This is a genomic window from Sorlinia euscelidii, assembly GCF_036452135.1.
Taxonomy (GTDB): domain Bacteria; phylum Pseudomonadota; class Alphaproteobacteria; order Acetobacterales; family Acetobacteraceae; genus Sorlinia; species Sorlinia euscelidii.
The window spans coordinates 344,240-368,337 of the sequence record NZ_JAWJZZ010000004.1 but is presented as its reverse complement, the minus strand read 5'-3'; the positions used below and the strand labels follow the sequence as shown (position 1 = coordinate 368,337).

Below are 24,098 nucleotides of genomic sequence, written 5' to 3'. Positions count from 1 at the left end.
TGCGCAGTGTGTCAGAGCGCCATAGCATAGTTGTCCACAACGAACCAGAAGAGCATTGAAGAAGGCTATGTTATTTCCGCATGCAGCCGAGGCTTTGTGATGGCCCAGGACAGTGACAAAGCAACGATTGCACATATATCAGACGTGCATCTGCCGACACCCGGCAAGCTCCCGCTTCGGGACCTTCTGAACAAACGCTTTTTAAGCCTTCTTTCCTGGAAGATGTCGCGTCAATACCGACATTTGCCGGAAATTTCGTCCCGGATTGTGGCAGATATGGCGCTTCATCGTCCGGACATGATCCTCAATATTGGCGATATCACCAATCTTGGCCATAAAAGTGAGTTTGAACAGGCCGAAAAATGGATGCGCGCTCTCCCCGCACCCTGTTATTTTGTGCCGGGGAATCATGATATTCTGGTCCGGGAGGATGTCCATGAAGGTCTGGACCTCTTGTCACCCTGGATGGAAGGGTCGGCGCAACAATTCCCTTATGTCACGATAATTCATGACGTGGCCATCATCGGGGTGAACAGCGCCATACCGACGCCGCCTTTCAAAGCCTGGGGCCGCGTGGGAGAGGCTCAGGGACAGCGCCTTCTCAACGCTCTGGAAACCACGAGGGGTTTATTCCGTATTGTCATGATCCATCACCCTCCCGGATACGGACTGGTCAAGTCCGGGAAACGTCTTAAAGACGTGAGAAAGATTGCCGAAATCATCAAACAGGGCGGGGCGGAACTTGTGTTGCATGGACACTCTCATAACGAGTCGCTTGTCACCGTGCCGGAAACGGAGATCCCTCTTCTTGGGGTGTCTTCGACCTCCATGCACTCTATCAAGCCGTGGCGCCGTGCCTCGTGGAACCGTCTCGACATCTCTCGAAAAGAGGGTTTCTGGTCGCTCGACATCACGCAGCGGCTTCTGGGAGACAATCATGTTGTGGAAGACGGATTTACGCGTCATCTCAAACTGCCGATAAAAAGCAAGTGAGGAAGAGACCCCTTCGTGAGCTGGATCGCTATCTTCTCCGCCAGCTTATCCCGCCTTTTCTGATCGCTCTCGGGACCGTCATGACGGCCCTGCTTCTTGAACGGCTGCTCGTTTTACTGGATGATCTCGCCTCTGAGGGGAGTTCGCTTGCGACGTTCCTGTCCTTATTGACGGATCTGCTGCCGCACTATCTGGGGCTCGCCATCCCGGCGGCGTTCAGCGTCAGTATATTCATCACGATACGCCGGATGAGCGATCATAATGAGATTGATGCCCTGATGGCGAGCGGCATATCCCTCTCCCGCATATCGCACACTTACGTCCTGATCGGCATTCTGCTCGGCGGCAGCAGTCTTTTGCTTTATGGCTACATCCAGCCTTTGGCGCGCTATGATTTCCGCTCCGGCTTTTACTCAGCCGCGCACGCGGCCTGGACGCCGCGTTTCCAGGCGCGCATGTTTGCCACCACGACGGATGGGGCCATGCTGACCGCGGAGAAAACACGCGCCAATGGCTCCGTGCTGGAGAAAGTTTTTATCCGCGCCAACGGAACAAACGACACGCTCCATCTCATCTCCGCGCAGAGAGGGTTGATCACCACCTTGCCTTCACGGTCAGAAACGCGGCTGGACCTCTGGAATGGCGATATCATCACAGCGCGCCATGGCAATATGCAGGATCTGCATAAAACCCATTTTGAGCACAGCGCCCGGTTTTTTATCAACGACCCGACCGTGCACTCCTTCCGTTCTCGCGGTAAGGATGCGCGGGAGCTGACGCTTTTCGAATTGATCCGACGGTTGGAGCATTCCCATCAGATCATCTCCCCTTCCGCTGATCCTGACTCCATCCCGCGTTCCCATCTGCGCGCGGAACTTGATTTCCGGCTTGCACAGGCATTGACAATGCCCTTTATTGCGCCGCTTGCCGCGACGCTGGCGATGGGTGTTAAACGGCGACGACCCATAACAGGTATGATTTTGCTCGCCATTCTGCTTGTCGGATTTTATCACCTCCTGCAATTCGGTCAGAGCCTCGTCGCCACCGGCGCTGTTAAGGGTTTTTACGGCGTCTGGATTCCCGAATTGACTTTCTGCGCCATATGCATTCTGCTTTTCGTCACGCGCTCCCAAGGCGGCTGGCTCCGACCCAAAAAGGTCAAGATTCCGAACGGAGTGCCGATCACGCGATGACATCGATCTTCAGTCTCCATGGCTCTGTTCTTTACCGTCATTTCATCACTGCGGTGCTCGCACGGACGGCGCTCGTCAGCGCGATTTTCATCTCTCTGATGGAAGTTCTGGGCCTTTTGGAGAAAATGTCGTCAATACTTGGCCGACATCAGGGCCTGTCCGGCGTCATCTATTATTGTGCCTTGAGATTCCCGGTGTTGCTCGAGCAAAGCGTGCCTTTATCCCTGCTTCTCGGCACGATCTTCCTTCTTGTGCAGATGAATCAGCACAGTGAAATTGCAAGTTTACGCGCTGCCGGCCTGTCAACGCCGCGCCTGTACGGATTGATCGTGCCGGCGGCGCTGATTCTCGGCGCGACTCTTCTCCTGGTCAAACATGAGGTCACCCCCCGGGCCGAGCGCGCCTACGGAACATGGTGGAATGCCACAACGCCGGCAGTTGAAGCCAGAACAGCCAATCTCTGGTTTCGGGCTTTCGGCCGCATCATCCATGTTGACAAGGTGGAGGAAGGGGGACGCGTCCTGCTGGATGTCGAGTCATACCAGCATTCAAAGGATACGCACCTCGTTGAAGAACGGCGCGCGCAAATGGCACGCTATGTGGACCGGGAATGGCGGGCGGAAGGCATTTCAGGGTGGCGACTGGACGGAAACCAGTTTCTATCCCTCGATCCGGGTCAGAAAAATGACTTCCTCAATCTCCCTTCCCCTATGGAGATCATGACCCTGCTCGAGACGCCGCCAATCCTTTCCATTCCAGCACTTATGGCCGCCATAAGGGGTGTTGTCCCGACCAGCCAATCGACAAACTCTTACAAAATTGCACTCTTATCTTACATATCATTGCCGATTAAACTTTGCATTATGATCCTGTTGGCGTTACCAGTCGTCTACATTCCCCCACGTACGGGTACGCGAAGCTTGCTTCCGATCGCCGCTCTCGGCTGCGGTGTGCTGTATATGATTGGTCAAGGTCTGATGGATGCTCTCGCGAATGCGGGCACGTTGCCGGTCCTGTTTTCGCTGACCGCGACGCCTCTGATCACCTTACTGCTTATCTGGGCGTGGATCTTAAAACTCGAGGCAGGATGAGGTATCGCTTGATGGCTCGAAACGACAATTTTCTCCGCGCATTCTGGCGCGCCCGGAAAGAGCAGGTGTCTCTTAAAACGGGGCGGAGCTTCGACCTGGGCAAAATGTCCCTTCCGCAGCTCTGGATGGCATATCTGACGCATCGCACGATATTGCTCTATTTTGGCATTATTGTGGCGGGCGCCTATGCTTCCTTCTCTTTCAGCCATCGCATGTTCGGCTTTATTGTGCCTGCTCTCGTCGTGATCGCAATCTACCCCTATGCCTGGTATTTCATCCATCGCAGCATTCTCCATGCACGTTGGCTTTACCGCACCCCTTTCACCGCGGTGTTATGGAAACGCGTGCATTTTGACCACCATCAGGACCCGCATCTGCTTGACGTGCTTTTCGGCTCGCCAGCGACGACGTTGCCGACAATTGCCATTATCGTCATGCCGGTCGGCTACGCGATTGCAGGTTGGCAAGGCAGTTTTTCAGCCCTCACGACCGGTGTCGTCGTGACATGCATTTACGAGTTTTTCCATTGCATCCAGCATCTTGCCTATAAGCCGAAATCCGCGTGGGTGCACCGTATCAAACAGCTTCATGTCCTGCATCACTTCCATAATGAAAAAGGCAATTACGGCATCACAAATTACCTGCCGGACCGGCTCTTCGGCAGTTTTTTCGCCGATGCACGTCAATGGGCACGCAGCAGCCATGCGTTTGATCTCGGATACGATCTCAAGGAAGCGCAGCGTTATCCCTGGGTGATGGAGCATACGGGCGCGCCGCCAAGGCAGCGCCCTGAAGGCGCGCGCCCCGCGCGGGACATCCCGACAAACCGCGCCGCATGAGCGCCAGAGCGCTCATCCTCGCCGGATCACGCGGGGGCGGGCGAGACGTGCTTGAGAGGGCCATGCAGGTTGACCAAAAAGCCCTCCTGCCGATCCGGGGCCGACCGATGATCGATTGGGTCATCTCGGCCCTGCGTGCCTCCCCTGAAATATCGGCGCTCGCCATCAGCGCCACCCCGACGGAAGCGTTACGCGCCTGTGTCGGTGACATCCCTATTGTCGAAATGGGTCATGGGCCGAGCGGCAGTGTCGGCCGCGCTCTGGAAATTTACGACACCCCCCTTCTGATCACGACGGCCGACCACCCGCTTTTGCGACCGGAATGGATCAGGGAATTCATCGCGCAAGCTTCTGGCGATTGTGATTTCGCCATTGCCATCGCGACGCGCGCGGCCATCCTGCGCGACGTTCCGGGTACAAAGCGCACCTTCATTCGATTGGCTGATATCCAGTTCTCGGGGTGCAACATGTTTTACGCGGCCACACCTAAAGCAAAAGCCCTCGTGCAGTTCTGGCAGAATATTGAGCGCAATCGCAAAAAGCCCTGGCGGCTGGCTTTGGGTATCGGCTGGCCCGTCATCTGGGATATTCTGCGTCGCCGCCTGACGACAGAGCGTCTCGCCACGCATATTTACCGGCTGACAGGTGCCACGATCAAATTTGTTTCCATTAATGATGGCCGGGCCGCGGTGGATGTCGATAAGCCTTCTGACCTTGCCCTTGTCGAAGAGATCCTTACGGCGGCCCCGCATCTGCTCGCTTTCGGCGCTATGACAGATTAACATGAAGATCGCTTATCTCATCAATTCGGTCGAAGGCGGCGGCGCTGCTTTCCCCGTCCCGGATATTGTGCAGGTTCTGCAATCCAGAGGGCATGAGGTCGTTATTTTCGCCCTGACCCCGCGCGACCGTCTGGCAGCGCCAAATATCACCGCCGCCGGGATCAGGCTTGAAATCCGTGAGGGCGGCACGAAGGATCACCTGGCAGCCTATTACTGGCTCGCACGCCGATTAGCGGCTTATCGACCTGACCTTGTCTGGACATCCCTGACACGGGCCACGCTTCTCGGGCAGTTATGGGCCAGAAAGCACCATGTCCCGACCGTGCACTGGCAGCATTCCGCCCATCTGAAACCCGCCAATGCCTTTCTGCTGCGCCGCATCCGGCGATGGTCACATTTATGGATCGCCGATTCGCAATGTGTATATGATATGGCGCGTCGTAGGCTGGGTTTGTCAGAGAAATCCCTGACATGCTGGCCGATTTTCCGCGCCGATGAAAGCCATCCCGTCAGCGCGAAATGGCGCGAAGGCAATCCGATCCGCGTCGGCACATTGGGGCGGCTGCATCCTGTCAAAGGGTATAAGACGCTGGTTCAGGCCGCCGCCCTGCTGAAGAAAAATCCGGAAATTCCGGCTTTCGAGGTTGAAATTGCCGGTGAGGGCATTGAGCGTGAGGAGTTGGAAGCGGAGATCCTTGTCTCACAAGCGCCCGTGCGATTACTGGGCCATGTGGAGGACACGAAGCGCTTCCTCAAACGACTTCATATATATATGCAGCCCTCCCTTTGGGAAGGTTTCTGCCTCGCCGCGCATGAGGCGATGTTGAGCGGGCTGCCCGTCATTGCCACACCGGCAGGTGAAATACCGCACTCTGTCACGTCGGAGACCGGGATCATCATCCCGAAACTGGACGCGCAACACCTTGCCGACGCCATGGCGCAACTAATGCTGAAGGCTGACACGCTGCACGATATGGGTCAGAAAGCGCGGGAACGCGTTCTGGCGCGTTTCGGCACGGCGATTTTCAACGCAAAAGGCCACGCTATCCTTCACGGCATCGAGGACTGGATGTCGTCGCGGGCTTGAACCCTGTCGGCCCCAAAAGTTTTTCCCTGACGCCGCAGCGTCAATCAGTCTGCGGAGGGTTCGAAAGTTTCCTCAGATCGCAACTGCGATAATTGCGACGAGATGTTGACGTCGAGCATAATGAGCAGCAATGCCGCAAAGAGGAATAAAGCGTAAAGCACGCGCGCGATGGGTTTTTTCTCAAGGATGATGGCGCATGTAAAAGCGCACGCACTCGCGCCCTCCGTCACAACGCGCAGCAGCTCATCTCCATGTGAGTATGTGACCGAGATCGCGAATAACACGAAACCCGCACAAGCGCTTGCGGCTGATTTTTCCCGCTTGACCCAATCCATTACGGTTGGTTGCGGGTGAGGACCTCCCTTTTTTGGCGTCACACGTCATCCTTTCAGGAAAATAAGATTTCAGGTCACATTTATGGGGGCATTTGTGACGCCTCTTTGGCTTTTGCGGCCCTAACTGCTATGGAACGGCAATTGCAAGACCTAATCGAGACGGTCTCCATCTACCCGAAACAGGCGATATCATGTCAGAAGCACCGATCAACCGCCAGGCTGAAGATTATTTTGCACAAGATGCGGAATCATCATCATTTATTGCACAGCGCCTCGCCTTTGCGCAACCAATTGTCAGAGATGCGGCGGCGCTGGCAATGGCCCTGCGCCCGGCGCCCGGCGGGCCCGCCGCCAGCCTCAAAGGCCGTCAGGATTACGTGACGGAGGCGGATAAAGCGGTTGAGAAGCTCATCTCAGCCCGCATCCAGGCGCTTTACCCCGGAGATGGCTTCATTGGTGAGGAGGATGGCAGCCAACGCGAAGGCCAGTTCACCTGGGTTGTTGACCCGATTGACGGCACATCCAACTTCGCCCGTGGGCGGGACAGGTGGTGCGTGTCTCTCGGTCTGCTTCACGAGGGCCGACCTATTGGCGGCATTATCTTCGCACCCGCTCTGGATGAATTTTATCTGGGTCAGATTGGTGTCGGTGCCTGGATGAATGGCCGCCCCCTGAAGGCTTCACCCTTGACGGATGGGAAATCGGCCATGATTGAAATGGGTTGGAGCCCCTTTGTCACAACCGAGGAATATGCCAGACGCATGTCGCAATTTCTGGCATTAGGGGCCATGCCACGTTCATCCGGCTCGGGCGCGCTGGCCGCGGCAGATGTGGCGAGTGGCCGCCTGGATGCTTACCTTGAAATCGCCATTAATCTGTGGGACGTCGCCGCCGCGCTGGTTCTTTTATCCGAAGCAGGCGCCGTGACGTCCGATTTCCTTGGTGAAGGCGGGGCGACGCGCCCGACGCGCTTTTTGGCGGCGGCACCGGGCCTGGCGGAAGCTCTTCAACGCGCAACCGATATACCGCTCAAATCTGCCGAACCCGCCTGAAAGGGGATGGCGTCGCCCGGCAAAATGGCCTTATGTTGTCAGACTGAAATTGTCGCCCGGATTTATCTTTCAGGAAGCAGGGATTAACATGCGAAGAATGACTTTCAGGACCTGTTTATGCACGATGGGCGCGCTGTGCGTTATCAACCTGCCTGGCAAAATCCACGCGGCGAGTAAGCAGCAACTCCTTGTTGACCGCGCGGCCCTCGCCGTGCAGAGCATCTTCGTGGAATCAGCCGGTCATGAGCGGGCGGGGCGCTATTTGCGAAGTGCCCGCGCCGTGATGATCTGCCCGTCTCTCTTCCGCATGTCGATCGTCTTTGGCGGGTCGGGTGGCGGCTGTGTGCTGCTGGCGCGGGACGCGCAGGGTTCATGGTCTGACCCGGCATTTTACACGCTCAGTAATGCGTCTTTCGGCTTTCAGCTTGGCGTTGAGAGCTCGCAGATGATGTTCTTCATCATGTCGGATCGCGGCTTGCAGGCCCTTCTCGATAGTCAATTCAAGTTTGAAGCCGGCGCGTCAGCATCCTTCGCCAATGTCGGGAGCGGAATCCAGAGTGGCAGTGCGGGGGCCCGAAACACGGATATTCTCGCCTTGCAGAAATCATCGGGCCTTTATGCCGGTGCCTCACTCGGCGGTACAAAGCTGACATCGGACAGCAGCGCCAACCGGGCTTATTACGGACAGCTTGTCGGGCCGGAAAGCATCGTGATCAGTATGCGCGTCAATAATTCCGGGGCCGATCCGCTTCGTCGCGCCTTGATGCAATATTCCAACGCGAATGCATCACCAACGAAAGCAGGACGTCACCCCTCCTCTGACCCGGATGCGGAAAATCCAGCCGGTTCGGATGATATTGGCACGAGCAGCACGACCTATCGCGGCAAAAATAAAAACGATATTCAGGTTCAAAGCCTTCCCGCGCGGCGATAACGTCATGGCGCCGGGATCGTCCCTTTTGTCGGGTGCGGCAGATGATGGCGGTAACGGCGGACTTCCGCGATATGTGCCTTGAGGGTTGTGGAGAAGACATGCGACCCGTCCCCTTTCGCCACAAAATATAAGGCGTCACCTTGCGGGGCATGGGCGACAGCCATGAGGGCCGCATAACCGGGGGCGCAAATCGGCCCTGAAGGTAACCCATCCCGCGCGTAAGTATTGTGGCCGTCATCAAAGGCCAGCTCAGATCGCGTCAGCGGGTGGGGTAAGACCCCCTCGCCTTGGGAAACATCGTAAATAACGGTCGGGTCAGATTGTAACCTCATGCCACGAGTCAGCCGGTTCAGGAAAACACGGGCCACAAGTGCGCGCTCATCGTCTCGAGCTGTTTCTCGCTCCACCATGGATGCGAGTATCAGCAGATCACGTGGTGACGTCAAGGCCGGATCCGGATTTCGCGTCTCCCACGCTTTTTCAAGTGCTTCCTGCATCAAAGCGCGATAGCGCTCCACAAGCTGGCGACGCTGATCTCCATAGCGGTAAGAGAGGGTTTGCGGCAGGATTTCCCCTTCTTCCAGGGGCGGCACATCACCTGTCAGACCCGGCGCCGCCGCCAGTAAATCGTGAATTTGCGCGGCAGTGAGGCCCTCCGGCACGGTGATGAAATGTCGTACCGGCTTACCGTGACGTAAAATCGCTATCACCTGTCGCATGGACGCGCCCGCGGGAAAGGAAAACTCCCCGGAATGGAGCGCACCCTGATGACGCGTCAATTGGACAATGTGGCGGAAGATAAACGCTGTCATCCCATCGGGACGGATCAGATGCGTCGCGCGGAGGGTCGCGAGCGTCATCTGCATATTGCCCCGCGGGATGACGATATCTGCCGCGACCAGCATCGGGCCGGGCGCCCGGTAGATGTGCCGGACCCGTAAAAATCCCGAGGCACCGCCACTCACCAGAAGGAGGGTGACCATGACAGCGATGAGGCGGCGTGTCAGACGCGGCGCAGTATCAGACACGCGTTGGTGCCACCGAAACCGAAGCTGTTTGAAAGGACAGTATCGACTTTGCGGGCCTGCGCCTCCAGCGGAACGCGATCAATGCGGCTCTCCGTTTGTGGATGGTGCAGATTGAGTGTCGGTGGCACGGTGTTATCGCGCATGGCGAGAAGTGAGAAAATCGCTTCCACCGAGCCCGCCGCACCAAGAAGATGGCCAACAGCCGATTTGGTCGAGGACATGGCGACCGTGCCGCACGCGTCACCCAGAAACCGCTCAACAGCTCCCAATTCGAGATCATCAGCCATGGTCGATGTCCCGTGCGCGTTGATGTAATCAATCTCGGAAGGTTGGATCCGCGCCCGCTCAAGCGCAGCCTGCATGGCGCGGAAGGCACCCGCATGCCCCTCTGCCGGGGCCGTGATGTGGTAGGCATCGCCGGACATGCCGTAACCGAGCACCTCACCGTAAATTTTGGCGCCGCGTTTTTTGGCGTGCTCGTATTCCTCAAGCACGACAATACCAGCGCCCTCACCCATCACAAAGCCATCACGATCACGGTCCCACGGGCGTGACGCTTCATCGGGCCTGTCATTGAAACCGGTCGACAGTGCACGCGCTGCCGCGAAACCGGCCAGGCCGAGGGGGCAAAGAGCCGCCTCAGCACCACCCGCCACCATAACATCCGCATCGCCCAACGCGATGATACGCGCCGCGTCACCAATGGCGTGTGTCCCTGTCGCACAGGCTGTCACGACAGAGTGGTTGGGGCCTTTGAAACCGAATCGAATGGAGAGATGGCCGGAAATCAGATTGACCAGGGCGCTTGGGATGAAAAAAGGCGACAGGCGACGGCCCCGCCCCTCATGCACAGTCAAGGCGCCGTCTGAAATCGTCTGGAGGCCACCAATACCGGACCCGACCATGACGCCGGTGCGGCACTGCCCCTCTTCATCCTCCGGCATCCAGCCGGAATCACGGACAGCCTCAATCCCCGCGACGAGACCGAGATGGATGAATCGATCCATCTTCTTGATGTCTTTATGGGGAATCCAGTCGCTCAGGGTCAGCCCCCCTCTTGCGTGGGGCCGGATGGTACTTCTCCACCGATCAGGACGGGGAGATCACCGGGATCAAACGATGTGATGCGTCGGATGCCGGATTGCCCCTCGATGAGCTTTTTCCAGGAATGCTCGACGCCGACAGCGAGCGGCGTCACAAGGCCGATGCCCGTGACCACGACACGCCGTGACTCCGTCGAGGAAGATTTCGCCATCATGGGGATACGGATCTCCGTTGGACGACGCCCAGAGGACAACTTAATTCTGGGTGCCGCGCAGTGTCATCTTTCTCGGCGCCCTTCCCTTTTCGCCCAGGCGTAAAACGGAAAGGCTTGAAGGAAAGGCATGCCATGCCTATCTGAAGAGTCAGTCCTCTCTCTTCTTTTCAATGAAGTCGATCGCATCCTTCACTGTCGCGATTTTTTCGGCATCCTGCTCGGGGATTTCAACGCCGAATTCTTCTTCAAAAGCCATGACGAGTTCAACCGTATCAAGACTATCCGCACCGAGGTCATCGATAAAAGACGCTTCAGGCGTCACTTTACTTTCTTCGGCGCCGAGATGTTCAACGACGATCTTCTGAACCTTACGGGTGATTTCACTCATGTTTATCCGCTTTCTGTGTGCCCGGATCTCGGGCGGTTACAAACCTACCTAATGTCCCAAGTGGGGGTCCACCGGGTCTACACCACGTGCAAAGGCCGACCATGATGACCGGCCTCGCGGCGTCGGACCCCATGAGGCCCACCTCGTGCTGACGCGCCCATCGCGCCGGATGAAGCAGCGGGCGCTTAGCACATCTTGCACCCCTCCGCCAAGTGCTTCCGGCACGAGGGGTGAGGCGTGACACCTTCACGGCATCAGCATACCGCCATTCACACTCAATGTCATGCCTGTCACCCAGCTTGCCTCATCGGACGCCAGATAGACACAGGCGGATGCGACATCGTCAGGTTGGCCCATGCGGCCGATGGGGATGGCTTTTAAGAGATTTGTTCGCTGGTTGTCAGGCAGGGCCTGAGTCATCGCTGTTTCAATGAATCCTGGCGCCACGACATTAACGGTCACGCCGCGGGTGGCGATTTCCTGCGCCAAAGATTTTGTCATACCAATCATGCCAGCCTTGGCCGCTGCGTAATTCGCCTGACCGCCGTTGCCGGAAAGCCCCACTATCGAAGCAATATTGATGATTCGACCCGTACGGCGGCGAATCATGCTTTTCACCGCTGCGCGACACAGCCGGAAAGGCGACTCCAGATCAACGGTGAAGACCTGCCGCCAAGCCTCATCCTTCATGACCATCATCAGCCCATCCCGTGTGAGGCCCGCATTATTGATGAGGATATCGAGCGGTGCCCCGGCTTCCGCCTCCGCCCTGCCGATAAGGGCATCCGCCTCTTCCGCATTGGAGAGATCGGCCGCGCAGATCACGGGCTGATTTTTCAATGTCGACGCGACCTCTTTCAAAGCTGGAACCCGCGTCCCGGAAAGCACGATGCGCGCGCCCTGCTGGTCAAGCGCCCGTGCGATCGCGGCGCCGAGCCCGCCTGACGCCCCTGTGACAAGGGCGGTTTTGTTTGTAAGGTCAAACATGTGTTTCTCCGTCATATAACGCGCAGGAGCGCATCGATATCCTGCGGGGTGGCCGCGTTACAGGCTGTCAGTTCACTATTGATGCGTCGGGTCAATCCGCTCAGCACCTTCCCCGCACCGATTTCCACAACCACGGAAACGTCTTTCCCAGGCAGGCTCTCAACCGTTTCCCGCCAGCGGACGGAACCCGTCACCTGCTGAACCAGAAGATTCTTGATCATGACGGGGTCGGACACTTCCGAGGCCGTGACATTGGCGATGAGCGGCACATGCGGCGCTGAGAAATCCTGTTCGGCCAATGCGTCTGCCATCACGTCAGCCGCCGGCTGCATCAGGGAGCAATGGAAAGGCGCGGAAACCGGGAGGATGACGGCCCGTTTGACGCCGCGCTCTTTCGCGCAATTGAGAGAGGCCTCGATCGCCGCTTTATGGCCGGAGATCACCACCTGGCCACCGCCATTATCATTGGCGACTTCCAATATCGCCTGTCCGGACGCGTCAACATGTCGGCGGGCTTCCTCACAAATTTCAAGGGCCTCCGCTGCTGTCACGCCAATCAACGCCGCCATGCCACCCTCACCCGGGGGAACGGCCTTCTGCATCGCGCGCCCGCGCGTCCTGAGCAGCCGCGCCACATCCGTCAGGGAAATCGACCCGGCTGCGGCAAGCGCGGAATATTCACCAAGTGAGTGTCCGGCCACGACACGTGCTTTTTCCGTGAACTGCCAGTCCGCTTCCTTCTGAAGTACGCGCAATACGGCGAGTGAGACGGCCATCAAGGCCGGTTGGGCATTTTCCGTCCGGGTCAGTTCTTCCGGTTCCCCTTCAAACATCAAGGTGGAAAGGCGCTGCTGCAAGGCTTCATCGACTTCCTGAAAAACCTCTTTCGCTGCAGGGAAAGCTTCATAAAGCGCACGACCCATGCCGACAGACTGACTTCCCTGGCCCGGAAAAACAAAAGCACATTGGCCGACCATGCAGCCACCTCCCTTACTGACGCAAAATACCCAACGGGTCTTGGCGAAATCCGTCCTGCCTGTCAAACCTGAGCGCTGTTTCCGGGGGCCGTGCCGGCACGGTAACGCCGCCTGAACCCCACTCTCACATTGGACCTCTTCGCATCAACCTCGCTCGTCACGTGTCGCGGCGGATGGGTTGATTGCCCTGTTTCAAAAACGACACCCCATCCCGTCAGGCAGACGGAATGGGGTGTCATGCGCGCAGATTGGATCAGAATGAGAGGATGTTAGAAACTCACCCCCAATGTAAACATGGCCTGACGCGGGGCCTGGCGTTGCATCGTGCCAAAGCTGTAACCTTTATCACGGTTGAACGGGAAGCCATTCGTCCCGATCGTCCCCATCAGCTTACGGTTCAGAAGATTATAAACGTCGAACCGCGCCGTGACGGGCGGCATTTTCCCGCCCAGTTTGAAGGTATGCTGCAGATATAGATTGGTCATCCAATAAGCATAAGCATACATATCATTCTGGTAAGAGAAGGGGCGACGGCTGTAGAACGTCGAACCCACGCCAGCCTCCGTGCCATCATGGGAATAAATCAGCATCGTAGATAAGGTGATCGGCGGATATCCCGGCTGCGCTGACCCTTTGATTGGAAAGACCCTCCCATCCGCGAAGAGGTCATTATCATAGGTGAACTTGCTGACACCTAAGGTCTGACGCAGCATGAAGCGACGTGTGACAGGCAGATTGATAGCGATATCACCGCCAATAATGTGGGAATGAGGTACAGCCGCCACTGTGTTGGTGAGGCTATTCAACCCCCCATCATCTTCAGCGACCGAGAGCAGACGATTGGAAATCAGGTCGTAATAAGCATCCCATGAGAGACGCACCCAACCGAGATTATCATGGCCGCCTACGATGAAGTTCCAATTATTTTCCGGCTTGATGTGGCGTGTCGCCGCATCGAAAGCCGCCTGATCACCGGCGGTCCAGGCCGAAGCGCTGTAACCGATCTGACCCTGCGGGGACACGCGATAGCCGGACTCATTATTCGCGATATCCACAAAAACATCATGCCCCTTATACCATTGCCACGAAGCTGACAGATGCGGGAGGAAGTAGTTGCGCGTTGATAACGTCCCGCGCGGCGCATCCCCTTCAAGCCCGCCACCTGATGTAGAGGTTTCGAGCGTTTTGAAACCGATCCCCGCATGCAGATCAGGTGATAAAGTGATGTCGTCCTGAAGGTAGGCCTGACGCTCCCACGTTGACCACCTGGAATTTGCCTGCGTCTTGAAAGCCGGGCCATATTGAGAGAAATTTCCGAAAACACTGAGGGGTGCCCCGGTGCCGAGGAGCGGCTCATTATACCAAGAGGTCAATGCCCGTGAGTCCGTATGTTCCTGCCAGAAACCAGCAGACATGGTGTGATGGCCCCATTTGGCGCGCAGGCTCAACGTGCCCCCGAGACGTTGATTTTGCGGATGCCAGACCTGCTCAGAGAAGGGTGCGCCTGTAAGAGACGGGGTACCCGAATCTGTCAGCACCTCATGTGTGTCACTATGCGTCATGTAAAATGAAGCGCGACCCGAAAGAATTTTGGAAATGCGGAAATCATGCGCCAGGGAGCCGACGAGATCCTGGGAGGAATGCCCGCTATTATATGAGACCAGCCCTGCCAGATCCTTGCACGTAAAACCGTTGCCGCAATCCTTCGCCGCATTTTCCGGCAGGGAGATATCATAGGCGTAAGCGTAATTCGGCGCGAGATAATCACCCCGCCAGCCCAGCTGATCGTTGATCTGGAATGACTGATCATTATATTCCGTCACTTTGGCGGTTGAGCCGGAAAAATACGCGGTAAAATCGCCCCAGGAAACGTCCTGAACCGCCTTGAGGTGGCCGCGCATCGCCTGCTGATCACCATAAGCCATATATTTCTGGCTAAAGTTACGCTGAAAACCGACAAGCATCTTCGGGCCGTGATGGCCGATCTGACCGGTATCCGCCGAAATCGTTGTCTGTATCGTTTGATTGCTTCCGTAGGACTGCCATATCGAGGCGCCTGCCTTGTCCTTCGGGTTCCGCACGAAGTAATGCAGGTCGCCGCCATTATCGGATGCGGAAAACGTGCTCACACTGCCAGACCCCGGGGATACGGAAATACCGCCCAGATCCTGTGCAATGCCGATTTTAAGCACGTTCGTGCCGGTCAGACCGCCCCAGCCAATATCATTGAGCGGGATGCCTTCATAAGTCACGCCGAGTTCATTCATGTGGAAACCGCGGAGGTAAAGCCCCGCCGTCGTCATATCCACGCCGAAAGGATCCGTGCCGGAAAGGGATGCGCCTTCCGTATATTGCAACATATAGAGAGGGTTGGACCCTGGTATAACGAGCTTCCAGTCTTTCGGCGTCATAAGGCGCCGATTGGGGTCCTTCAGCATATAGCGGCCCGCGCTGACATTGATCGCTTCATCCTTCCGCGATTCGTAACTCACATTTTTCGCGATGCTTTTGCCACGCATCGTCCCACGCGGCTTTTTGGCGGGGGATGTTGAAACGGGGGCTTTGATTGAATCCTCCTTCGTTTTCGCTTCGGAAAATGAAGGAGAGATGACGCATCCAGCAATAACGAAAACACCATATTGCTGCATGATGCGCGACATTTTATTGACGAGCACTTGCATGATATATTCACCATGATGGCGGCACGCACAGCGTCACACCCCACTGCGAGGCAGCAGGGAAGGCGAAGGCGCACAACCAGAATTTTATCGATTAAATGAGGGGTCCCGCCCGGAACAGCGTTCCGGCTGCGGACATATGAGCGCGATTATCGACTCGGGGGCCACGCCGGCTGCACGATGCCATATTTCCGTTGCTTATCAGAGCGGCGCAGCGCTCTCACCAGACGAGGAAAAAGAATCGTCGAGATGGCATCCCATCCGAACTTGAAGGGAAGTTCGATGGCTGTTGCGCCGATCGCTCGATGTGCAGTCCGTCGCTTGAAAGAAAGGGCATTCATGGGCCTTTCCTCCTGATTGATCGTTTGCCACGACCGGGTGCATTGAGAGGTGACCCGCCAGAACAAGCCACCCACACGCCGTACGGTCATCGAATTGTCTCAGAACCGGCAAGGGGACGGTAACCTTGTCATGAGCACGACCTGCCAACGCAGGCATAAGCGCTTCAAAAACTTCGGGTTTATCGTCCTCCGTCACGCGATTACGAGTCGAGCGTCCTATAACTTCAAGTAATGAGAGCAGCAATTTAATAAAATTTTTACGCGATGTTGCCGCCACAGCTGATGCTGAAAAGCAACAAACTTAAAACGTGTTTTACATCAGCGCGGGATAAGTCGACCTCTTTGCCAGGATTCAGCCGCATCCTCCGGGTCAACGCCTTCAACCGTGATCGCGTAATCGAGGGCGCTCATAACCTTGACCCCCAGCATCATTTCAGAAAGCTCATCGAATAGATCCGGGTCACCGCATTCCGCAAGATTTTCCGAAATCAGAAGCGGCGCCCGCATTGGCGTACCGAGCGCCAGCAGGCCCGCTTCAACAAGCTTGAAGCGCGCATCAAAGAACGCCGCATGTGGCTGCATCGCCGCGACGAGCACGCGTTGATTCTGCTGCGCCGCGTGATTCAACTGATGATAGAGGGCTTCATCATCAATGATGGTGACGTCTTTACGCGATGTACGTTTGAAAGCCTGCAACGCGTCCGCGTAGAGATGCCGGACTGACTCCGCTGCATAAATTGCGTCACATGTCACCGCCCCGTCTTCCCCGATCACCACGTCTCCGACAGACAGCCAGGACGGGAGAGGCTGATAAAGATCACCGACCGCACGATAATTACCATTGAGCAGATCATCATCCATCGGCAGCCAGCTCGACGCATAAATATCAAGCTGATTGGTAAATAACGCATCCTTCACATCGCCACGCGTGAGATCAACATAATCGACCTCGAACCCGTGGGCCTCAATGACTCGCGCCACCGCGCTTGCACATCCTGCATGGAGTGCCGTGTGGAGAAAACCGAGTTTGATCACGCCCATTCGTCCATCCTAAAATCATGCAGCGTCGGCGATGATGACCTGAATGCGACGCGCTTTTGCCGTGATGAGTAAAGGAACGCCCTGAAAAATCAATCCTCACCCGCTTTACGCATCGACATGCTGAAACTTGCCTGACACCCGGTTTGCGGAAAGGAACGCGTCGCGTGACAGCCCTCACCCAGGCCATATTCAATCATTTGAGACCCGAACCCCTTACGCAGCGGCGCTTTGACACGCGGCCCTCCAGTCTCCACCCATCTGATGACGAGGCGGGCATCCTCTTCCGCGCCTTCAACCACCCAGGAAAGACGCACTTTGCCAGCTTCATTTGAAAGCGCACCATATTTGATGGCGTTTGTGCCCAGCTCATTCAGTAACAGGCCGAGATAGCCCGCCGTCTTTGCGCCCAAAGCCACACGCGCGCCATTCAACTCAAATCGTGTCAGCGGCGCGATCAATTTCAAAACATCCTGCGCGACATCCTTCAACTCAGCCTTTCTGCTTTTGCGGGCCATACTCGTCGTATGGGCAGAAGCAAGCGCATGAACCCGCCTTTCAAACGATCTGACGCTGGCTTGATCCCGACAGTCCCGCAGGCTTTGCCGCGCCAGGGCCTGGACGATGGTCAGGGTATTTTTGAGGCGGTGCGCCATTTCACGGTAAAGAAATTCCTGTCCGAGACGGGCTTCCGTCAGATTGGAAACCGCTTCAACCCAGTCGACAACAATACGGGTGAAATATGTGTCCGCAACGCGCCACACGCGCGGCCGCGACGACGCAATCACAACACAATGTTTCAAACGGTCGTCACAGATTGTGGGGATCATCAGATAGGCGCGCGGCCCATCCGCAGGGACATTTTGCCCCTTCGGCAGCAGCCAGCTCACCTCTCTGAGATCACCGATCGCAAGCACCATCCCGCGAGAGAGATATTGCCATATGCGTCGCCCCTGCAGTGGCACGTCCGGCATCTCCGTCATGCCGCGACGGCTCCAGCCGCCATAATCCTGGCTTTTATGCCCCGTATGCGCGTCAAAATGGAAACATTGCACATAATCGACATCGAGGCTCTCACCCAAATGCCGGGCCGCGATGCGATATGCATCGACTGCCTGATGGGCGAGGCGCAGCTCTTTCCCCAAAAGGGCGAGAAGGTCATAATGTTTGATCGTTGTATCATGGTCGCTCGCGTCGGAGACGATGCCGCAAAGATGGGCGGCATGTGCATCCTCACCTTTAATGAGCGCAACACGACATTGCAGCCATCGGGGGCGCTCCGTAACAATACCTCCGAGGCGGATTTTATAATCCAGCGTCGCGCCATCATGCAGGCCAAGCCCATCAAGAAGATTGCGCCGGGAGGGCGACCTGGGGATGCAGGGCCTGATGGTGGAAATCGGGAAAATATCGCGTTCCTGCAGGGAGAGCATCCGGCAAAGTGATGGAGAAATGCGTACGGTGCCATTCTGCACATCTGCTTCAAAAAAACCGACGAGACCATTGCGGTTGACGCGTTGGGCCGCGGCTGCCCCCTTATTCACATCCTCATTTTTCCGCATCGGGGGGTGGCGGGCCGGGGCGGAAGGTTCAGAGGACCTGACGGGCCGCGCTGGTGAGGCGCTTCGGGTGAGGGTTGAAGCGAGACTTCGCGCCAAGGCGCGGAGCGCCGACGTGGCCGCGTCACCCAGACGATCCTTTCGCGGTTTGCGATCCAGCACGCCAAAGGCGCCGATCAGCGCACCGCCCATCATCAAGGGAAGGATTGCACAGAAACGATAATACCACGGGCTTTCCATGAGCACGGCCAGGCCGGGCTCCGGCCTTTGTAGCAGGTCGCACGTCTCGAAAACCGGATTTTTCTGTAGATAGCTGCGGAAGTCAGCGGCGCGAAAAGGGATTTCCTTCGGCAGCGCACCGACACGGACTATCAGAGCTTCCTTATGATCAAGAAAGACCGAGACATAGGCCGCTTCGGCGAGACACAGCCCCCGCGCGACACAAAGCAGGTCCCGCAGCACGGCTGTTTTCTCATTATCAAGGTCGAGAAGATGACGCCGCAAACCAAGGTCACCAGTTTGCGGCACGTCGGGCGTGCCGTCGGGTGGCTGCAATCCGGACATGCAAAAAGTCTCCTTTTTTGACATGCCTAGACGCTGCCCGGCACGTGCCCTCCTTTCGCTTTAATCCCCGTTATATAATTACCAGATCACAACCCGCTGCTCGGGCGGAATATAAAGCTTGTCTTTCGGTTTTACGTCAAAAGCATCATACCAATCGTTAAGATTATGCGCTGGCAGATTGACGCGTGCTTTTGGCGGTGAGTGTGGATCTGTGGTCACACGTTTTCTGACGACATCATCCCGCAATTTTTCCCGCCAGACCTGCGCCCATCCGAGGAAGACACGTTGGTCGCCCGTCAGACCATGCACAACCGGCGCCGGCTTGCCTTTGAGTGACGCATGATAGGCGTTGAGCGCGAGGGTGAGCCCACCCAGGTCCGCGATATTTTCGCCCATCGTCAATTTGGGGTTGAGGTGAAGCCCGGGAAAGACCTCAAATTTCTCATATTGTGCGCCGAAACGTTCTGCCAGAGCATTGAAGCGTTTCACGTCCTCCGGCGTCCACCATTGATGCACGCGGCCTTTCTCGTCAAATTGACGCCCTTCATCATCGAATGAATGCGTCATCTCATGACCGATCACGCCGCCAATCGCGCCGTAATTGATGGCTGTGTCGCCATTCGGGTCAAAAAACGGTGGCTGCAGGATGGCTGCCGGAAAGACAATTTCAACCTGTGTCGGCTCATTATAGGCATTAACCGTCTGGGGCGTCATTTCCCACTCGGCCCGGTCAACATCCTTACCCACATGGGATAGCTCATGCTGCCAGTTAAAGGCCGCAGCGCGCGTGGCATTGCCGAAAATATCGCCCTTTTTCACGTCCAACGCTGTGTAATCACGCCATTTGGAGGGATACCCGACTTCGATGCGAAAATTATTGAGCTTGCGCCGCGCTTTTTCACGCGTTTCAGGTGACATCCATGGATTATGCCGCAATCTCTCGGCAAAAACCTCTTTCACCTCCCCAACAAGGCTGGTGATGCTGGCCTTGGCGCTTGGCGGGAAATAACGTTTGACATATTGCTGCCCGATGGCCCAACCCATGGCGGCGGACGTGGCGTTGACGGATTGTTTCCATCGCGCGCTCAGTTTCGGCTGGCCCTCAAGCTCATGTGCGTTGAAATCAAATGAGGCCTGCACGAATTGATGGCTGAGACAGGGGGCCGCATTATCCGCAAGATGAAACGCCATCCACGCCTGCCGGGTCGCATTATCCAGCCCGGCAATGTGTGCCGCCATGTTTCTGATGGCAGCGGGCTCAAGCACGACAAGTTTTTCGGACTTGAAATCTTCCGGCTTGATGCCGGCCTCGGTCAGTAGAAGTGTCCAGTCAATTTCCGGCACTTTTGCCTGAAGCTGCGCCAGACTCATCGGATTATTAATGCGCAGGGGGTCGCGCAGGGCCTGAAGGGGCCACTCCGCTTTGGCGAGTTCCGTCTCAAATGTCACAATGCGCGTCGCTTCCAGCGCAGCATTGGGCCAGTTGATCAGCCCCAGCATTTTCTCGACATAGGCGCGATAGGCTTTTTTCTTCGCCGCGAATTCCGGCTTCAGATAATAATCCCGATCCGGCATGCCAAGACGACCCTGGCCGAGCGAGATGACATATTTTGTCGGGTCGTCAAAACCCGCCATGATCGAGATTTCATACGGGCTGTAAAAAAACTGGTGAGACGCTTTACCGAAGAGAGCGACGGCCGATTTGACATCATGCGCGTTGCGGATCTCAGTCAGATAGGGCTTGAGCGGCGCATTGCCGAGCTGATTGGCTTTCGCCTCATCGAGGAAGGTCGCATAATAAACGCCCAGTTTTTCTCGCGTCGTAATCGGGGTGTCCGGCGCGTTTTTGCCCGCTTCCATCAAGAGGGATTTAACGCGCTCACGCGCTGTTTCCGCCAGAACGTCAAACGCGCCAAAGCTTGAGCGATCATCCGGGATGCGGATATTTTTGATGTAGGTGCCGTTCGCGAAACTGAAGAAATCATCTCCCGGTTTGACCGATCGGTTCATCCCCGCTGTGTCAAACCCCCATCCTGCCGGGTAAGGCTTTGTTTCGGCACGACCCGCCTGCGCCCCGGCCACGACCAACCAGGTCGCACTCGCAGCAAGAAGACTCTTTTTCAGAATAGATTTTTTGGTCAAACCAGAGCTCCTGATATTTGTCTTTCATGCCGAGCTTGGCATGTCTGTTATAAGCATTTATGAGGGTCGCCCCCCGCCTTCAGGATGCGCGTTTTGATCGCGCAACGATTCCCGGAACGATGGCGGGATGATAACCATACTCCGTGCGGTCGACAATCAGCCCGGCCATGAAAGCGGAGAAAGCCGCATAGGCCGGGTCATAAAATTGCGGATCTGTCACGATGGGCGGTCCCATGACGAAGTGCCGGTCCCCCTCTGATCGGAATTGCAGAATATACAGGAAGTGTCTGCCGATCGGGGTTCGCGTTTGCGCGCCCTCCCACCCTATCTCAATCATGTCGATCGGGTGACTTCCATCCGGGCGGCGGGAATCCTGCGTCAGGCGCGCGAGACGCTGGGCAAAGGCCTGTTTCTGCATCGCCGACACATCATCCCGGAAGGTCAGCAGGACGACCTCCCTCACCCGTCCCGGCTGCCAGTCCGGGGACGTATATTGTGAAACACCCACCTGATCCATAAACTGACGCGCCGCTTCCACGGAAGCACTGGGCACGGCTCGAGTATCTGGCCCGGCATTGTAGCGGGCGATGGGCAGGGCGTAAGGATTATGTCGCCAGACGCCACTACATGCTGAAAGGAGGAGCAGACCGCCCAACGTAAGACTCAGGCGGCCGGGCCTGACAAGTCGGCTGGGTCGAAGAAGGGTGCAGGGCTGAACCGTTTTCTTCCTCATTGACGGGATGTCCTGCTTAGGGGGCGGGCTGCGCGCTCTTTCTCAGCCTGCCAGTTGTTTTTGATACCGCCGGGATTTGAATTGGATGATCCGGTACATCAATTTCGCCGTGCCTGTCTGGATGACGGAATGCGGCTTGATCCCGATCGTTTTAAAAATCATGCTGACAACGCGCTGAATATGGTTCGGGCGGTAACGCGGCATGGCGCGCGCCATGTAATCCGCGATGCAGCGCCCGTAATCATAATCTGTGCCTTCCGGCACATTCGTCGTGTAAAAAGCGGAAGCGAGTTCATCATCCTCGCTTTCAAGCACACGCCCCAGCGCGATTTGCGCCCGACGGATCACCCCAAGCTTTTCCCGCCCGAGATAACGGTGCATATGGTCATAAAAAAGCTTGAAGTGGCGAAACTCGTCAGCAGCAATCTGCTTACAGATCGCCTTGAGCACGGGCTCATCCGTGCTGTCAGCGAGGGCTGTATAGAAAGAGGACGTCCCCGTCTCAACCATGCAGCGCGCGATCAGCTCACCTGTGCGGGAGCCTCGAATGGAGGCATCGACGTCCTTGTCAATTTTGTAAGTCTGGCGGTAGCGTTGAAAGGCTGATTTATAGTCCCATGTCGGGTCCGCGAGCATGGCCCATTTGCCGAGGGCGTCGCCATGCTGCACTTCCTCGACCGCCCACGCATCGGCGGCTTTGGCAAAATCCGGGTCACCGATGAAGACGTTATTGAGGTAGGCAGCGTAATCCAGACTATTGCGCTCGACCACAGAAGCTGCTTTGACGATAGGAATGACATCAGGGTCCAGTTTCGTTGCGTCGAAAGCGTCCCAATCCAGTTGCTCAATGCGCCAGTGTTTCATACGATCCCCAAATGTGCCACTTGCGGCGGACACCTCGCCTGACCTAATAACATGCGCCTCGTTGCGCGCAGGATCAAGCAAAGTCTGACGGAGTTAACGCTGGCAACGGGCGCCCGTCGCCTGACCCGGCTTTGCCTGATCGTGACAAACGTTTCGTCTCATGGCATCGCTGGGCGATTTGATGATGGTTTTCTGGAGCATTCGCGACAATGAACATGGCCTTACACGCGCAACCTGTCACCCCATCCGCGGATATGACCCGAAAATCCGAGATAAGGCACGATTGGACGCGTGACGAGGTCGCGGCCCTGCTGGCGCTTCCCTTCCCTGAACTGATGTTTCGGGCGCAGAGCCTGCATCGCACGTATTTTGACCCGAATGAAGTCCAGATCTCAACGCTTCTTTCGATCAAAACGGGGGGATGCCCGGAAGATTGCGCCTATTGCCCCCAAAGTGCCCGACACGCTGAGCGTCAGCAGGCGGAGCGCCTGATGAGCATTGAGAAAGTGCTGGATGAGGCAAAGCGCGCGAAAGATGCGGGTGCCGGGCGCTTCTGCATGGGCGCCGCGTGGCGCACCCCCAAAGACCATGACCTGGAAACCGTGTGTGAGATGATACGCGGCGTCAAGGCTTTGGGGCTGGAGAGCTGTGTCACGCTTGGCATGTTGACCGCCGCGCAAAGTGCGGCCCTCAAGGAAGCGGGGCTTGATTACTACAACCATAATCTTGACACGTCAGAGGAGTTTTACAGCCAGATCATCTCCACCCGCACCTATCAGGACCGTCTCGATACGCTTGAAAATGTGCGTGACGCGGGCATTCATGTCTGTTGCGGCGGAATTGTCGGGATGGGTGAGGATGAGAATGACCGCGCCGGGCTGATTACGACCCTCGCCAACCTGCCCCAACACCCGGAGAGCGTGCCGATCAACCTCCTTATCCGCGTCGCTGGCACGCCGCTGGAAAATGCGGCGCCGATTGACCCCATCACTTTCGCACGTGTCGTGGCCGCAGCCCGGATCACCATGCCCGCGAGCCATGTCCGCCTGGCGGCAGGGCGTGAACTTTTGAGCGACGAGGCCCATGCACTTGTCTTCATGGCGGGCGCGAACTCGATTTTCTGCGGCGATAAGCTTCTGACGACACCGAATCCGAGCGAACACCGAGATCGTCGCCTTCTGGCGCAGCTTGGTATGCGCCCGGCGACAAAAACCCATTAAAGCCGCACAAAAAGA

The 24,098-nt window shown here is 56.8% G+C and carries 20 protein-coding genes and 1 pseudogene; 9 read left to right on the top strand and 12 right to left on the bottom strand.

Going from position 1 to position 24,098, the window contains the following annotated elements; translation table 11 throughout:
- Positions 1–99: 99 nt before the first annotated feature.
- The 6 genes from CGLAMM_RS09760 to CGLAMM_RS09735 are packed head-to-tail and all read left to right on the top strand — an operon-like array spanning position 100 to position 5,985.
- On the top strand, positions 100–993 hold the full coding sequence (locus tag CGLAMM_RS09760; RefSeq protein ID WP_394820303.1) for a metallophosphoesterase family protein: 894 nt from the start codon (positions 100–102) through the stop codon (positions 991–993).
- Positions 990–2,186, top strand: coding sequence for an LptF/LptG family permease (locus CGLAMM_RS09755; RefSeq protein WP_394820302.1), 1,197 nt, complete (start codon positions 990–992; stop codon positions 2,184–2,186). Before CGLAMM_RS09760 ends, CGLAMM_RS09755 begins: the two co-directional genes overlap by 4 nt.
- Positions 2,183–3,277: an LptF/LptG family permease gene (locus CGLAMM_RS09750; protein WP_394820301.1), complete on the top strand. Its 1,095-nt coding sequence runs from the start codon at positions 2,183–2,185 to the stop codon at positions 3,275–3,277. The genes CGLAMM_RS09755 and CGLAMM_RS09750 overlap by 4 nt, the downstream gene beginning before the upstream one ends.
- Before the next feature lie 11 nt (positions 3,278–3,288).
- Positions 3,289–4,116, top strand: coding sequence for a sterol desaturase family protein (locus CGLAMM_RS09745; RefSeq protein ID WP_394820300.1), 828 nt, complete (start codon positions 3,289–3,291; stop codon positions 4,114–4,116).
- The gene (locus tag CGLAMM_RS09740; RefSeq protein WP_394820299.1) at positions 4,113–4,898 is read left to right on the top strand and encodes an NTP transferase domain-containing protein; all 786 of its coding nucleotides are present in this window, start codon (positions 4,113–4,115) and stop codon (positions 4,896–4,898) included. Before CGLAMM_RS09745 ends, CGLAMM_RS09740 begins: the two co-directional genes overlap by 4 nt.
- 1 nt (position 4,899) lies before the next feature.
- Complete coding sequence (locus CGLAMM_RS09735) at positions 4,900–5,985, top strand: glycosyltransferase (protein ID WP_394820298.1); 1,086 nt, start codon at positions 4,900–4,902, stop codon at positions 5,983–5,985.
- 44 nt (positions 5,986–6,029) lie between these two features.
- Here the strand turns inward: CGLAMM_RS09735 and CGLAMM_RS09730 are convergent, their stop codons facing one another.
- Entirely contained in the window at positions 6,030–6,362 is a 333-nt protein-coding gene (locus CGLAMM_RS09730; RefSeq protein WP_394820297.1) for a hypothetical protein, read from the bottom strand.
- A gap of 149 nt (positions 6,363–6,511) precedes the next feature.
- Here CGLAMM_RS09730 and CGLAMM_RS09725 point away from each other — a divergent pair, with 149 nt between their 5' ends.
- A complete protein-coding gene (locus tag CGLAMM_RS09725) occupies positions 6,512–7,372 on the top strand; it encodes an inositol monophosphatase family protein (protein ID WP_418115639.1) in 861 nt (286 codons plus the stop codon).
- Positions 7,373–7,460: 88 nt separating this feature from the next.
- Positions 7,461–8,306 carry a lipid-binding SYLF domain-containing protein gene (locus CGLAMM_RS09720; RefSeq protein ID WP_394820296.1) on the top strand — a complete coding sequence of 282 codons (846 nt, stop codon included), beginning with the start codon at positions 7,461–7,463 and terminating at the stop codon, positions 8,304–8,306.
- Positions 8,307–8,308: 2 nt separating this feature from the next.
- On the opposite strand, the gene mltG is transcribed toward CGLAMM_RS09720, so the two are convergent.
- The 11 genes and pseudogenes from mltG to CGLAMM_RS09665 form a co-directional block, all read right to left on the bottom strand.
- Positions 8,309–9,334: an endolytic transglycosylase MltG gene (mltG, locus tag CGLAMM_RS09715; protein WP_394820295.1), complete on the bottom strand. Its 1,026-nt coding sequence runs from the start codon at positions 9,332–9,334 to the stop codon at positions 8,309–8,311.
- Positions 9,310–10,589 (bottom strand): annotated as a pseudogene (gene fabF / locus CGLAMM_RS09710) (beta-ketoacyl-ACP synthase II). Before fabF ends, mltG begins: the two are co-directional and overlap by 25 nt.
- A 151-nt stretch (positions 10,590–10,740) precedes the next feature.
- On the bottom strand, positions 10,741–10,980 hold the full coding sequence (locus CGLAMM_RS09705) for an acyl carrier protein (protein ID WP_319807190.1): 240 nt from the start codon (positions 10,978–10,980) through the stop codon (positions 10,741–10,743).
- A 246-nt stretch (positions 10,981–11,226) separates the two neighbouring features.
- Positions 11,227–11,967, bottom strand: coding sequence for a 3-oxoacyl-[acyl-carrier-protein] reductase (gene fabG / locus CGLAMM_RS09700; RefSeq protein ID WP_394820294.1), 741 nt, complete (start codon positions 11,965–11,967; stop codon positions 11,227–11,229).
- Between the two features lie 11 nt (positions 11,968–11,978).
- A complete protein-coding gene (gene fabD, locus CGLAMM_RS09695) occupies positions 11,979–12,944 on the bottom strand; it encodes an ACP S-malonyltransferase (protein WP_394820293.1) in 966 nt (321 codons plus the stop codon).
- Between the two features lie 269 nt (positions 12,945–13,213).
- A complete protein-coding gene (locus CGLAMM_RS09690; protein WP_418115637.1) occupies positions 13,214–15,625 on the bottom strand; it encodes a TonB-dependent receptor in 2,412 nt (803 codons plus the stop codon).
- Positions 15,626–16,281: 656 nt separating this feature from the next.
- Complete coding sequence (locus CGLAMM_RS09685; RefSeq protein ID WP_394820291.1) at positions 16,282–17,004, bottom strand: glycine betaine ABC transporter substrate-binding protein; 723 nt, start codon at positions 17,002–17,004, stop codon at positions 16,282–16,284.
- Between the two features lie 89 nt (positions 17,005–17,093).
- Entirely contained in the window at positions 17,094–19,124 is a 2,031-nt protein-coding gene (locus tag CGLAMM_RS09680) for an HWE histidine kinase domain-containing protein (protein ID WP_394820290.1), read from the bottom strand.
- 78 nt (positions 19,125–19,202) lie between these two features.
- The gene (locus tag CGLAMM_RS09675; protein WP_394820289.1) at positions 19,203–21,266 is read right to left on the bottom strand and encodes a M13 family metallopeptidase; all 2,064 of its coding nucleotides are present in this window, start codon (positions 21,264–21,266) and stop codon (positions 19,203–19,205) included.
- Between the two features lie 79 nt (positions 21,267–21,345).
- On the bottom strand, positions 21,346–21,999 hold the full coding sequence (locus tag CGLAMM_RS09670; protein ID WP_394820288.1) for a hypothetical protein: 654 nt from the start codon (positions 21,997–21,999) through the stop codon (positions 21,346–21,348).
- Positions 22,000–22,041: 42 nt separating this feature from the next.
- Entirely contained in the window at positions 22,042–22,863 is an 822-nt protein-coding gene (locus tag CGLAMM_RS09665) for an acyl-ACP desaturase (RefSeq protein ID WP_394820313.1), read from the bottom strand.
- A 215-nt stretch (positions 22,864–23,078) separates the two neighbouring features.
- Here CGLAMM_RS09665 and bioB point away from each other — a divergent pair, with 215 nt between their 5' ends.
- Positions 23,079–24,083, top strand: coding sequence for a biotin synthase BioB (gene bioB / locus CGLAMM_RS09660; RefSeq protein ID WP_394820312.1), 1,005 nt, complete (start codon positions 23,079–23,081; stop codon positions 24,081–24,083).
- The last annotated feature ends 15 nt before the right edge of the window (positions 24,084–24,098 follow it).

What these genes read in the sequence shown, in the direction of transcription:
- CGLAMM_RS09760 (WP_394820303.1), top strand. Translation starts at nt 100, where the DNA reads ATGGCCCAGGACAGTGACAAAGCAACGATTGCACATATATCAGACGTG.
- CGLAMM_RS09750 (WP_394820301.1), top strand. Translation starts at nt 2,183, where the DNA reads ATGACATCGATCTTCAGTCTCCATGGCTCTGTTCTTTACCGTCATTTC.
- CGLAMM_RS09745 (WP_394820300.1), top strand. Translation starts at nt 3,289, where the DNA reads ATGGCTCGAAACGACAATTTTCTCCGCGCATTCTGGCGCGCCCGGAAA.
- CGLAMM_RS09740 (WP_394820299.1), top strand. Translation starts at nt 4,113, where the DNA reads ATGAGCGCCAGAGCGCTCATCCTCGCCGGATCACGCGGGGGCGGGCGA.
- CGLAMM_RS09735 (WP_394820298.1), top strand. Translation starts at nt 4,900, where the DNA reads ATGAAGATCGCTTATCTCATCAATTCGGTCGAAGGCGGCGGCGCTGCT.
- CGLAMM_RS09725 (WP_418115639.1), top strand. Translation starts at nt 6,512, where the DNA reads ATGTCAGAAGCACCGATCAACCGCCAGGCTGAAGATTATTTTGCACAA.
- CGLAMM_RS09720 (WP_394820296.1), top strand. Translation starts at nt 7,461, where the DNA reads ATGCGAAGAATGACTTTCAGGACCTGTTTATGCACGATGGGCGCGCTG.
- CGLAMM_RS09705 (WP_319807190.1), bottom strand. Translation starts at nt 10,980, where the DNA reads ATGAGTGAAATCACCCGTAAGGTTCAGAAGATCGTCGTTGAACATCTC.
- fabG (WP_394820294.1), bottom strand. Translation starts at nt 11,967, where the DNA reads ATGTTTGACCTTACAAACAAAACCGCCCTTGTCACAGGGGCGTCAGGC.
- fabD (WP_394820293.1), bottom strand. Translation starts at nt 12,944, where the DNA reads ATGGTCGGCCAATGTGCTTTTGTTTTTCCGGGCCAGGGAAGTCAGTCT.
- CGLAMM_RS09690 (WP_418115637.1), bottom strand. Translation starts at nt 15,625, where the DNA reads ATGCAAGTGCTCGTCAATAAAATGTCGCGCATCATGCAGCAATATGGT.
- CGLAMM_RS09685 (WP_394820291.1), bottom strand. Translation starts at nt 17,004, where the DNA reads ATGGGCGTGATCAAACTCGGTTTTCTCCACACGGCACTCCATGCAGGA.
- CGLAMM_RS09680 (WP_394820290.1), bottom strand. Translation starts at nt 19,124, where the DNA reads ATGTCCGGATTGCAGCCACCCGACGGCACGCCCGACGTGCCGCAAACT.
- CGLAMM_RS09670 (WP_394820288.1), bottom strand. Translation starts at nt 21,999, where the DNA reads ATGAGGAAGAAAACGGTTCAGCCCTGCACCCTTCTTCGACCCAGCCGA.
- CGLAMM_RS09665 (WP_394820313.1), bottom strand. Translation starts at nt 22,863, where the DNA reads ATGAAACACTGGCGCATTGAGCAACTGGATTGGGACGCTTTCGACGCA.
- bioB (WP_394820312.1), top strand. Translation starts at nt 23,079, where the DNA reads ATGGCCTTACACGCGCAACCTGTCACCCCATCCGCGGATATGACCCGA.